This window comes from Sphingomonas sp. Leaf23, assembly GCF_001421585.1.
In the GTDB taxonomy this organism is placed as follows: Bacteria; Pseudomonadota; Alphaproteobacteria; order Sphingomonadales; family Sphingomonadaceae; genus Sphingomonas.
The window spans coordinates 25,396-37,207 of the sequence record NZ_LMKR01000001.1 but is presented as its reverse complement, the minus strand read 5'-3'; the positions used below and the strand labels follow the sequence as shown (position 1 = coordinate 37,207).

At 70.1% G+C, this 11,812-nt stretch carries 9 protein-coding genes; all 9 read right to left on the bottom strand.

What is annotated here, in order from left to right; translation table 11 throughout:
• Positions 1 to 9 precede the first annotated feature (9 nt).
• Positions 10 to 441 carry a hypothetical protein gene (locus tag ASE67_RS00165; protein WP_235511729.1) on the bottom strand — a complete coding sequence of 144 codons (432 nt, stop codon included), beginning with the start codon at positions 439 to 441 and terminating at the stop codon, positions 10 to 12.
• Positions 442 to 499: 58 nt separating this feature from the next.
• The gene (gene nagZ / locus ASE67_RS00160; protein ID WP_055755673.1) at positions 500 to 1,504 is read right to left on the bottom strand and encodes a beta-N-acetylhexosaminidase; all 1,005 of its coding nucleotides are present in this window, start codon (positions 1,502 to 1,504) and stop codon (positions 500 to 502) included.
• A 46-nt stretch (positions 1,505 to 1,550) separates the two neighbouring features.
• Positions 1,551 to 2,282, bottom strand: coding sequence for an SPOR domain-containing protein (locus ASE67_RS00155; RefSeq protein WP_055755671.1), 732 nt, complete (start codon positions 2,280 to 2,282; stop codon positions 1,551 to 1,553).
• Entirely contained in the window at positions 2,282 to 4,009 is a 1,728-nt protein-coding gene (gene argS, locus ASE67_RS00150; RefSeq protein WP_055755669.1) for an arginine--tRNA ligase, read from the bottom strand. Before argS ends, ASE67_RS00155 begins: the two co-directional genes overlap by 1 nt.
• 62 nt (positions 4,010 to 4,071) lie before the next feature.
• Positions 4,072 to 5,217 (bottom strand): DUF1501 domain-containing protein, encoded by a 1,146-nt coding sequence (locus tag ASE67_RS00145; protein WP_055755666.1) that lies wholly within the window; start codon positions 5,215 to 5,217, stop codon positions 4,072 to 4,074.
• A gap of 3 nt (positions 5,218 to 5,220) precedes the next feature.
• On the bottom strand, positions 5,221 to 6,660 hold the full coding sequence (locus ASE67_RS00140; RefSeq protein WP_327196649.1) for a DUF1800 domain-containing protein: 1,440 nt from the start codon (positions 6,658 to 6,660) through the stop codon (positions 5,221 to 5,223).
• 57 nt (positions 6,661 to 6,717) lie between these two features.
• Positions 6,718 to 7,878, bottom strand: coding sequence for a deoxyguanosinetriphosphate triphosphohydrolase (locus ASE67_RS00135; protein ID WP_055755664.1), 1,161 nt, complete (start codon positions 7,876 to 7,878; stop codon positions 6,718 to 6,720).
• Positions 7,875 to 9,809, bottom strand: a complete 1,935-nt coding sequence (locus ASE67_RS00130) for an SPOR domain-containing protein (RefSeq protein WP_055755662.1) — start codon at positions 9,807 to 9,809, stop codon at positions 7,875 to 7,877. The genes ASE67_RS00135 and ASE67_RS00130 overlap by 4 nt, the downstream gene beginning before the upstream one ends.
• A 502-nt stretch (positions 9,810 to 10,311) precedes the next feature.
• Positions 10,312 to 11,811 carry a cell division protein FtsZ gene (gene ftsZ, locus ASE67_RS00125; protein ID WP_055755660.1) on the bottom strand — a complete coding sequence of 500 codons (1,500 nt, stop codon included), beginning with the start codon at positions 11,809 to 11,811 and terminating at the stop codon, positions 10,312 to 10,314.
• Position 11,812: the final 1 nt, after the last annotated feature.

Sequence of the window (11,812 nt, the reverse complement as noted above, 5' to 3'; positions counted from 1 at the left end):
GGCGATCCGTCACCGATATTCGTGCGTTACGTCCTGATGCAGCCCGCGCAGCCGCACCGCGCGGCCGCCCTCGACCTCCGGCACCGCGACGATGCGAATCCAGCGCAGCGGCTGGCCGGGGGCGTCGACTTCGGTATCGATCGTGAAGCCGCGGCGGTGGCGGATGGCGTGGGCGCGCAGCCGCTCCAGCGCCGAGCGCGAGTCGGTGCGGTACATCGGCAGCACCCGGCCGCGGGTCGGTACGGTGCCGGCCGGCAAGCCGAACAGCGCGAAGGTCGCGGCGGACCACGACAATTTGCCATCGATCAGGTCGCAGGAAAACGGGCCATCGCCGATCGTCGCGGCGCCACGACCTATATCGAGCACCCCGTGTGCGAGGCGCACACCGCGCTCGATGATCGGCCAGCTATGGTGGAGTTGCAGTGGCTCTGTCGGCAGCATCGTCCGGTCCTTCCGCGCCATGAGGATAGGTCCGGCGCGTTAAGAAGCGGTTATCGCATCAGGCGATGGCCAGCAGACGGTCCCGCGTGGCGATGAGGTCGGCGATTTCCATCGCGCCGGCCGAGCCGATCCCGGCCATCGCCCGGTCGAGCCGTGCGCGTGACACCGGGGCGATCTCCTCCAGTCGATCCGCGATCGCCGTCATCTCATCCAGCCGTGCCCAGCAGTCGAGCACCACGTCGCACCCCGCCGCGATCGCCGCCGCCGCCTTGTCCGCCGGGGCGCCGCTCAGCGCCTTCATGTCGATATCGTCGGTCATCAACAGCCCGTCGAAGCCGATCCGGCCGCGAATCACATCGCGAATGACGGTCGGCGACAGCGTGGCCGGGTGCTCCGCATCCCATGCCTCGAACACGACATGCGCGGTCATCGCCATCGGTGCGGACGCCAGCGTGGCGAACGGGGCGATGTCCTGTTCCAGCGCGTCGGCAGGGGCGGACACGCACGGTAGTTCGAGGTGGCTGTCGACGGTCGCGCGACCATGGCCCGGCATATGCTTGACGATGCCGACGATGCCCGCCGCCGCCAGCCCGTCGAGCGTGGCGCGGCCAAGTGCTGCGACCTGCATCGGGTCCGCGCCGAAGCTGCGGTCGCCGATCGCGCCGGTCATATCGGCTTGCGCCACGTCGAGCAGCGGCGTCGCATCGACGGTCACGCCGACCTCCGCCAGCATGACGCCCAGCGCCTGCCCATTGGCCTTGGCAGCCGCGATGGCCGAGGACGGCGCGCGATCGTAGAGCGCGGCGAAGGCGGAGGGTGCCGGAAAGGCCGGCCAGACCGGCGGCTTCATCCGCGCGACGCGCCCGCCCTCCTGATCGATCAGGATCGGCAGATCGGCCCGCCCCGAAAGATCGCGAAGCGCGTCGGTCAGCGCGCGCATCTGATCGCGGTCGACGCAGTTGCGCCCCATCAGGATGTAGCCGAGCGGATCGGCGGCGCGGAACAGGGCGATTTCGTCCGGGGTCAGGGTCGGGCCGGACAGGCCGAAGATAACGGGCTTCATGGGGTGACGGCTACCGCAGGCTTCGGACCGCGGCAACCGGGGTATGTCACCGGGCTATGAAGCAATTCTCTCCAGCCAATTTGAGTTTCCCGCACAGGTCCGATGCCTGGTTCGCGCTGCCGGTATTTACGCGCAGCCGATAGACGGTCTTGCCCTTCACCTCCGCCGCTTGCACCGATTTGCCCAAGGGGGCGAGATAAGCGAAGCGGCGCGACAGCTGGTTCCACGCGGTATTCGCCACGGCTTCGCTGGGGAACGAGCCAAGCTGCACGACCGACCCGCCGGCCCCCGGCGCGGTTTCGACCCGCTGGGCAGCGGCCGGTGCGCGCGCCTCCAGCTTGGTCGAGGTGGTCGGCACGGCGGTGGCCACCCGTCCCGTTCCGCTGCTGGTCGGGCCGGCAGTCGGCGCGGCGGCGCGTCCCTGCACCGGAGCTTCGGGCACGGCGTTGAGGTTGACCGAGGCATTGCCGCCGGTCGCCCCTTCGCTGGTGGCGATGGCGGTGTCGCTGTCGCCGGTCACCTGCATCCCGTCGGCTTCCTGCGGGCGGGTCTTGTACGGCCCTTCGGGCGCAGCGATCAGGTCGCCCGTGCCGCTGGCGGTCGGCGCACCGCGTTGCCGCAGCAAGGCAAAGGCGATCGTGGCGACCATCAGCAGCCCGATCAGCACGATCAGCACCGTGCGCCAGATCGGACGCGCGGGTTCGGGTTCCGGCTCCGCGCTTTCCAGCCAGGGCAGGCGTTCGTGGTCGGGATCGCCGGATGCGATCATGTCCGCCATCACTTCATCTCCTCGACCGCCTCGACCCCCATGATGGCCAGGCCGTTGCGGATAATCTGCCCGATCGCGCGGGCGAGGAAAAGCCGTGCTTGCGTCAGCGCAGCGTCGTCGGCCTGAAGGTACCGGCGGGACGGATCATCGTTGCCAAGGTTCCACGCAGCGTGAAACTCCGCAGCCAAGTCATAGAGATAAAAGGCGATCCGATGCGGCTCGCGTGCCGCCGCCGCGCTTTCGACGACGCGCGGGAACTGCGCCGCGCGCTTCACCAGCGCCAGCTCGACCGTATCGAGACGGGACAGATCGGCGTTCGCGTCCTCGGCAATCCCGGCCTCTGCGGCGCGGCGGACCAGCGAATGGACGCGGGCATGGGCGTATTGGACGTAGAAGACCGGATTGTCCTTCGACGCCTCGACCACCTTGGCGAAGTCGAAATCCATCTGCGCATCGGCCTTGCGCGTCAGCATGGTGAAGCGGACGACATCCTTGCCGACTTCGTTCACCACGTCGGCCAGCGTCACGAAATTGCCCGCGCGCTTCGACATCTTGACCGGTTCGCCGCCGCGCAGCAGGCGCACCATCTGCACCAGCTTCACGTCGAAACGCGTCTTGCCTTCGGTCAGCGCCTGCACCGCCGCGACGATCCGTTTGACGGTGCCGGCATGGTCCGCGCCCCAGATGTCGATCAGCTGGTCGGCCCCCTGCGCCTTCTGGAAATGATAGGCGAGGTCGGCGCCGAAATAGGTCCAGCTGCCGTCCGACTTCCGGATCGGGCGGTCCTGATCGTCGCCGAACTTCGTCGAGCGGAACAGCGGCAGTTCGACTGGTTCCCAGTCGTCGGGCAATTCGCCCTTCGGCGCTTCGAGCACGCCGTCATAGATCAGGTCGCGCGCGCGCAGCCATGCCTCGGCCGCTTCGGGCTTGCCCGCTGCCTGCAATTCGGCTTCCGACGAGAAGACGTCGTGATGGATGCCCAGCAGTTTCAAATCCGCACGAATGAGGATAAGCATGTATTCGACTGTGCGCTTGCGGAAGACGTCAAGCCACTCACTCTCCGGCAAGTTTAAGTACCGATCTCCAAAGTCTTCCTTAAGCGCTTCGCCGACTTCAATAAGATAGTCGCCGGGATACAGCCCCTCTGGAATGTTGATCGTTTCGCCCAGCGCCTCGCGGTAGCGCAGGTGCGCCGAGCGGGCGAGGACGGCGACCTGCCCGCCGGCATCGTTAACATAATATTCGCGGATGACGCGCGCGCCGTTCCATTCCAGCAGGCTGGCGAGCGCATCACCGACCACTGCGCCCCGGCAATGCCCCATATGCATGGGCCCCGTGGGGTTGGCCGAGACATATTCGATGTTCACCACCTGCCCCGCGCCGACCTGCGACCGGCCATAGGCGTCGCCGGCATCGGCGATCGCGGTCAGCTCGCCCCGCCAGGTATCGTCGGTCAGCGTCAGGTTGATGAAGCCGGGGCCGGCGACCGATGCGCTCGCCACTTCGGGCAGACCGGCGAGTTCGGCGACCAGCAATTCGGCCAGCACGCGCGGATTGGTCTTCGCGGGCTTCGCCAGCACCATCGCGGCATTGGTCGACAGGTCGCCATGCGTCGTGTCGCGCGGCGGTTCGACCGTGATCGCGCGTCGCTCCAGCCCCGCCGGCAGGTCGCCACGGGCGACGAGCGTGTCGAGCGCGCGGTCGAGATGGGCGAAGAAACGGGGGTACAGCGTCATGGCGGTTCCGGTCGGTTGATCCAAACGCGCCGCTTAGCCGATACCGCCGCCCCTGCAAAGGATCACGCCCGGATCAGTCCCGCAACCGGACGCCGGCCCATGCTGCCCGGAAATAGTGTCGCCATCGTCCGTGCCGGATCGATCCCGAAATGGCCCGCAACCGCCCCGGCGATCAGCGCGTCGAGATCGGTCGTGGGTGTCAGGTCGCGATCCTCATAGAGCTTCGTCAGGCCCGGCCAGTCGGCGACGACCCGCTTGCCCAGCACCGTGCCGCCCAGCAGCATCGTTGCCGTCGCAGTGCCATGGTCGGTGCCGCCGGTCCCGTTGATCCGCGCGGTACGGCCGAACTCGGTCGCGACCAGCACCAGCGTCTGGTCCCATGCCGTGCCGAGGCCGGTCTTGAGCGCACCGACCATCGCGTCGAGCGCCTTCAGCTGCGTGTTCAGCCGCCCGCGCTGTCCGGCATGGGTGTCCCAGCCGCCGGTTTCGATCATCGCGATCCGCGCGCCGTCCGCCGGGGCAAGCAGCCGTGCCGCCAGCGCGCCAGTGGCGGCGGCATCGCGCCCGGCGTCGGTGCCCGCCTCCTGCGCCAGTTGCCGGGTCTGCATCGCCTGTGCCCAGAGCGCGTGGAGCTGCGGGTCCTCGGCATAAAGCTGCGTCACCCGCCCCATCAGGTCGCCCGACGCATCCGGTAGCGCGGAGGGGGCGTAGGACGCGACCTCCCGCCCCCCGCGCAGCGCCAGCGGAACCGTAGCAGCGACGGCGATGGCGCGCGCTTCTTCGCGCGGAAGCAGGGTCAGCAGCCGGTTAAGCCAGCCGTCGCGCACGGCGTAGGCCGCCGCACCGCCGGTTTCGAGGACATTCTGCCCGTCGAAATGCGACCGATCGCGATAGGGCGAGGCGACGGCATGGGCGAACAGCGCCTGACCGCCATCGTACAGCCCGGCCATGCCGGTGAGCGCGGGATGGAGCGCGAACATCGCATCCAGCTTGCGCGCCGCCGCCGCATCCTCCGCCCATGCCCCGCGCACGGGTGCGAAGCCGGGATCGCCGGTCGGCATGACCATGGCGAGGCCGTCCGCAGCGCCACGCTGGATGATGAACACGAAGCGCCGGTCGGTCACGGCGCGGGCATAGGCGAGTCGCGGGGCAAAGGCGGCGGACAGGACCGCGGCCCCGCCGATCAGGAAATGTCGCCGGTCGGTCATGGCTTATCTCCGCAGGAACTGGGGTGCGACGAACAGCAGCGCGAGGCCCTGTGCCGGGCTTTCGGCGCGGGCGATGGCCGTCGCGGTGGTGGGGGCAAGGCTGTCAGGGAACAGCCGCGCCGCCAATGCGCGCGGATCGGGTGGCTCGCGCAATCGCCCGGCGAGCCGCTCCGCCGCCTCGATCCGGCGCATCAGCGCGTCGGGCCCTGCCCAGCTGGCGGCGATGTCGTCGAACCCGATCGGCTGGCCCGGTCGCCAGATCGGCTGGCCGAGCTGGGCGAACAGGTTGACCAGCCCCCGACCCTCGGTCGCCGGTGCATCGATCGCGCGCAGCGCCGCGACGGTCCAGTCCCATGGCGTACGGAATTTGGGCGTGCCGGGCGCCCAGGCCTCCGGCGCGGCGATCAGCGCGCGGTAGACGGTCGGCAGGTCGCCGTGCGACGACAGGAACGCCCGCTCGACCCGCGTGACGGCGGCGGGGGGCGGATCATCGGCGATGAAATGGCGGACCAGCTTGGTCGCGACATGCTTCGCGGTCGCGGGATGGACCGCGAGGTCGGCAAGCACCGCTGCCGACTGCTCGGCGCCGCCCTCGGCATAGTCCTTCCCCAACAGGCGACGCCCGCCGGGCTGGTGCAGCGCGGGCGCGAACACCGCCTCGCCCGGTTGGCCCGGCACGGCGCGCGCCCCGCCCCTGCCCAGCCCCACCACCGTCCAGCCGGTCAGCGCACGGGCAAGTTCGGTGACGTCGCCCTGCGCATAGCCGGTGCGGACGCCCAGCGTGTGGAGCTCCAAAATCTCGCGCGCCAGATTTTCGTTCAGGCCGACACGACCGCCCACCCTCCGCTGGCCGAACGGGCTGTCGGGGCCGACCGACTGCGCCTGATCAAGATAGAGCAGCATCGCCGGGTGATGTTCGACCGCGATCAGCAGGTCGTGGAAGCTGCCCAGTACGTGCGGACGGATCGCGTCGAATTCGAACGCGGCGGCAAGGCCGGTGACCTCCAGCTTGTCCGCCGACACCGCGAAATGGTTCGACCAGAAATGGGTGAGCCGTTCGACGAACGGCGTGTCGCTGGCGACCGCCGCCGCCGTGCGCGCGGCCACGCCGTCGAGGTAGAATTGGCGAACGCCGCGGCGGATCTGCGCCGCGCGGTTGTCGGGCGGGTCCGCCGCCATCGGCATTTCGTCGGGCTTGGCCGTTGCCTGGGTCGCGCGGCGTTCCTGGCGGACCATGCGCAGCTCGGCCTGCGCCTGCGCCACCGCCTGTCCCGCAACGGCGGTCGTTGCGACGCCCGCCAGCGCCGCCGGGCGCGGAGCCCAGCGGGCGAACTGGTCGGTCAGCCAGCGTTTCGGGTCCGCAGGCGGCTGCGCGTCGCCGCGCGCGCCCAGCCCGAACCGGTTCCATGCAATCTCCGCCAGCGCCATCGGCCACGACTCCACTGCTGCTCGTCGCAGGCGACTAGACGCCCCGATTGTCGCAGGAGTTTGCCAGTCGGCCTAGAATCCGTCGGGCAGGTCGATCGGTCCGACCACCTCCCGGTAGCAACGCACCGCGAACCGGTCGGTCATGCCGCCGATATAGTCGGCGATGTGGCGGCTGCGCTCCGGCTCCGCCTCCGGCAGCGTCGCGCGCCAGCCGTCGTGCATCGCCGCCGGATCAGCGTGATAGGCCGCGAACAGGCCGGCAACGACCGTCTCCGCCATCGCCGCCGCTGCCAGCTGGCGCGGATGGTGGTAGAGATTGGCGTACATGAAGCGCTTCAGCGTCCGCTCCGCCTCCGCCATTTCGGCCGAGAAATGGGCGAGGCACTGGCCCGCTGCACGGACGTCGGCGACGGTTTCGACGCCCGCTGCCGCCACGCGTCGCTGCGTTTCGGCGATCAGGTCGTTGACCATCGATCCGATCTGCGACCGGGTAAGCTCGCCGACCAGCCGATCGGCCGGCACATCGGGAAAGCGCGCGCGCACCGCGTCCCATCCGGCGGCCACGAACGGCACCTCCAGCAGCTGGTCGAGCGTCAGCAGCCCGGCGCGCAAGCCGTCGTCGATATCGTGATTGTCATAGGCGATGTCGTCGGCGATCGCCGCGATCTGCGCCTCCAGCGAGGGCCATTCGTTCAGCCGCAGGCCGTGCGCGGCATCCGCCGCCGCCAATGCCCAGCCGGGCGTCGGGATCGGGCCGTTATGTTTGGCCAGTCCCTCCAGCGTGTCCCATGTCAGGTTCAGCCCCCGCCAGCGCGGGTACGGGCTGTCAAGGACGGTCAGCGTGCGCAGCGTCTGGCCATTATGGTCGAAGCCGCCGTGCGCGGCCATCGCCGCTTCCAGCGCGTCCTCACCGGCATGGCCGAAGGGAGGGTGGCCGATATCGTGGGCCAGGCACAGTGCCTCAGTCAGATCCTCGTTCAGCCCCAGCGTGCGGGCGACCGCGCGGCCGATCTGCGCGACCTCCAGGCTGTGGGTCAGCCGAACGCGGAAATGGTCGCCATCGGGCGCCATGAAGACCTGCGTCTTGTGGCGCAGCCGGCGGAAGCTGATCGAGTGGATGATCCGGTCGCGGTCGCGCTGGAACGCGTCGCGGGGGCCGCGCGTCGCATCGCCCGGTTCAGGGTGGAGCCGCCCGCCATGCGCCTGCGGGTCGGCGGCATAGGATGCCCTCACTTGACGGGCACCCGTGCGACCTTCTGCCCCGCTTCGCTGGTGAAGGCGAACGCCTGCACCCCCGATTTGCGCAGCGTGTTCACGAAGTCCTGCGCCTCGGCATCGCTCTTGAACGGGCCGGTCAGCAGGCGGTTGGTCGCGCGCAGCGGCGTGGTCCACGCTTGCCGCCCCTTCAGCGCTGGGGCCTTCGCGGCCATGACACCCCAGGCGGCGGGGAGGCCGGCGACGTTCGCGCCGCCGGCGATCTGGACCCAGTGGCGTTCGGGGTCGGCGCGCTTGATCTGGGCGAGGCGGGCGACCTCGGCGGCCCCTGCCTTCTTCTCGTCGGCGATGCGCTTGGCTTCGGCGGCTTTCTTGGCGGTGGCGGCGCGGGCGGCGGCGAGCTTCTTCGCTTCGGCCGCCTCTGCCGCGCGGTCGGCGGCTTCGCGCGCCTGCGCAGCGCGGCGGGCAGCTTCGGCATCGGCGGCGAGCGTCGTGCTGCTGGCCGGCACCGCGACGGGGGCCGGCGGCGGGCCGACGCCCAGTTCGGATGCCGGGATGTCGAGGTTGCGAATGATCCGGGCCAGTACGTCGTCGTTGGACGGCGCGCGGGCGGCGACGGTCGCGGCGGCGCTGGAGGCGGCGGGCGTTGCAGCGGGCGGTGCCACCGGAGGAGCGCTGGCTACCTCGACCGGAGCGGCCGGGGTCGGTTCCGCCGGGCGGTCGACGATGGTGACCGGGACCGGGGCGGCGGCGACCTGTACCGGTGCGCGCGCGGCCTGTTCGGCGCGGTCGCGGGCGGCGAGCGCCTCAGCAGCGACGCGGCGTTCCTCGGCCTGCCGCGCGGCGACGCGCTGCGCCTCGACGCGGGTCGCTTCTGCGATGCGGGCCTGTTCGGCCTGTTGCGCGGCGAGCTGCTGCCGCTGGGCCAGCGCGGTGCGGCGCGCGACTTCGTCGGCCCGGGCCTGCGCAAGCTGCTGCGCCTGCAGGTCGGCGGCGCGGCGGGTGGCTTCGGCCTGGGCGAGTTGGGCGGCCTGTGCCGCGCGCTGCCGTTCGGCCCGGCGTTCAGCATAGGTCGGCGTGCGGGTTGCGGTACGTGCCGTGGCGGCGGACGCCACCGGCGCGGCCGACGCCAGCGCGACCGGTGGCGCGGTGCGCACCGGAGCGGGCAGCGCCGGGGCGAGACGTGCATCGGCCAGCCGCTCGGGCGTCGGCGCGAGGCGACCATAATGGACCGCAAAGGCGCGGTCGGCCCCGGCCAGCTGCGGCAGGCGGCGGAAGAAGGGCGAGAGGCTGGCCGAGAAGCCGGGCAGCATGCTCGCGGTGATCTTGTCCGCGCCGGCGGCATCGCCCGACATGGCAAGGACGAAGGCGCGCACCCGCCACGCCGCGCGGTCGCCCTTTTGCAGCAACGGGTTCAGCACCGTCGTCGATTCGGCCACGTTGCCGTCGATGCCGAGCGACAGGGCGAGACGGCGGATTACCTCGTCATCCTCGCCCATACGCAGTGCCTGCCGATAGTCCGCCTGCGCCAGCGAGCCGCGGCCGAGCAGGTCGTAGGCGAGGCCGCGGTCGGCGAGATAGGGCGTCATCGATACCCCGGCCCGCTCGGCCGAGGCGAACATGGCCAGCGCCTCGCCCGGCCGTTCCATCGCCACCAGTGCAACGCCGCGCGCGGCGCGAATCCGTGGGTCATTCGGCGACGCCCGTTCGGCGCGGGCGAGGAACTGCATCGCCGCATCGGTGTCACCGAGCTTGCCCGACAACCGCCCCGCCTCGACCAGCGCCGACACATCATTCGGGCTGCGGCCGAGGATGCGCATCTGTTCCGACAGCCGGTCGGCATTGGGCGTCAGCGGCTGCACGATCGCGCCGGGCTGGGCCAGCGCGGGCAAGGGCGCGGCGGTGGCGAGCAGCAGGGCGATGGCGCGGAGCGTGGGGAGCTGGGTCATGGGCCTGCCCGCTTAACCATGGGACGGCTGAACGGGGAATGTTCGGGACCGCGATCCGGCGGTGAAGCGAGTGGTGGTGACGATGAAGCGAGCCTGCGGTGGCCAAAGTTCACAAAGTTCACACTCGTGCGCGTTTTGTGTGTCGTGTGGCGGTTGGCCTGGGCGGCCATGATGGTGTCAAGTGATGGGAAGCGGCAGGCTGGCAGGATGCCGGGGTGTAGGAAAGTGGTTTGCGCGGGTTCCGCCTGTCGGGACATGGCGCGGATGGTGGTGGTAACTCCCCCTCCCCATACTCGTCACCCCGGACTTGATCCGGGGTCCCGCTTTCCTGAACTGCCAAAACAGCAGAAGAAGCGGGACCCCGGGTCAAGCCCGGGGTGACGTTTCGTGTGGGGCGGCCGACGATGGCCTCCTACGGAGTTGGATGGCCCGGCGCTTTAACGCCCTCTGTTATCCAGCGAACGCCCCACTCCCTGCAAAGCAAGAAGGGGGTGCGTACCGCTTACTGGTTGTTCTGGCGGTGCAGGAAGCGCGGGATGTCCAGCGGTTCCTTGGCATCGTCGGTGCCGCGTGCGGGCGCGCGACCGGCATTGGCCATGCGTTCGAACAGCGTGCCGCCGGGCTTGCGCGCCGGGGCCGCTTCTTCGCGCGGGGCCTCGACCGGGGCGTCCGGGGTCAGCCAGCGGCGGCGGCCGTCGTTCGACGATGCGCCGAAGTCGCTGGCCGGGGTCGGTGCGGGGATCGGGGCGGCGGCCTGTTCGGCACCCAGCACCAGTTCGTCCTCGTCCTGCGCCGCCGTGGCGGGCGTGTCGTAAGTCGAGTGCGGTACCATCCGCTCCGATGCCGACGGCTGGCTTGCGCCCTGCGGGAAGCGGTCCATCGGCTGCGGCGCGGGCGCTTCTTCCAGATGCTCGGCAGCGGCACCGCTCGGCGCGACCGGCGCGGGCGCAGGTGCGGCGGCACGGCGCGGCGCGTTGAACGAGAAGGCGCGGGTAGGTTCGGCCTGTGCCGGCTGCGGCGCGGCCTGCGACGGGGCTTCGTCCTCGATGCCGGTTGCGACGACCGACACGCGGATCTTGCCTTCCAGCTCGGAATTGAACGCCGAACCCCAGATGATGTTGGCGTCGTCGTCGACCAGTTCGCGGATGTGGTTCGCGGCTTCGTCGACTTCGAGCAGGCGCATGTCGTCGCCGCCGGTGATCGACACGATCACGCCCTTGGCGCCGTTCAGCGACACGCCGTCGAGCAGCGGGTTGGCGATCGCCTGCTGGGCGGCTTCGATGGCGCGGTTGTCGCCCTCGGCCTCGCCGGTGCCCATCATCGCCTTGCCCATTTCCTGCATCACCGACCGCACGTCGGCAAAGTCGAGGTTGATGAGGCCGGGCATGACCATCAGGTCGGTGATGCCGCGCACGCCCTGCTGCAACACTTCATCCGCCATTTCAAAGGCTTGCTTGAAGGTCGTGTTGGCGTTCGCGATCAGGAACAGGTTCTGGTTCGGGATGACGATCAGCGTATCGACATACTTCTGCAGTTCCTCGATGCCGGCCTCGGCCGACTTCGCGCGGCGCTTGCCCTCGAACGCGAACGGACGGGTCACGACGCCAACGGTCAGGATGCCCATCTCGCGCGCGGCCTTGGCGATCACGGGAGCGGCGCCGGTGCCGGTGCCGCCGCCCATGCCGGCGGCGATGAAGCACATGTGCGCGCCCTCAAGCGACTTCTGCACCTGCTCGATCGTTTCCTCGGCCGCGGCGCGACCGATTTCGGGGCGGCTGCCGGCACCCAGCCCCTGCGTGATCTTTGCGCCCAGCTGGATGCGCTGCGGCGCTTCCGACTGCTTCAGCGCCTGCGCGTCGGTGTTCGCGACGAGGAACTCGACCCCCTGCACCTCGGCACGGATCATGTTCGCGATCGCGTTGCCGCCGGCCCCGCCGACGCCGATCACGGTGATGCGCGGGGTCAGCTCGTCGACGTCGGGTGCCAGAAATTCGATGCTCATA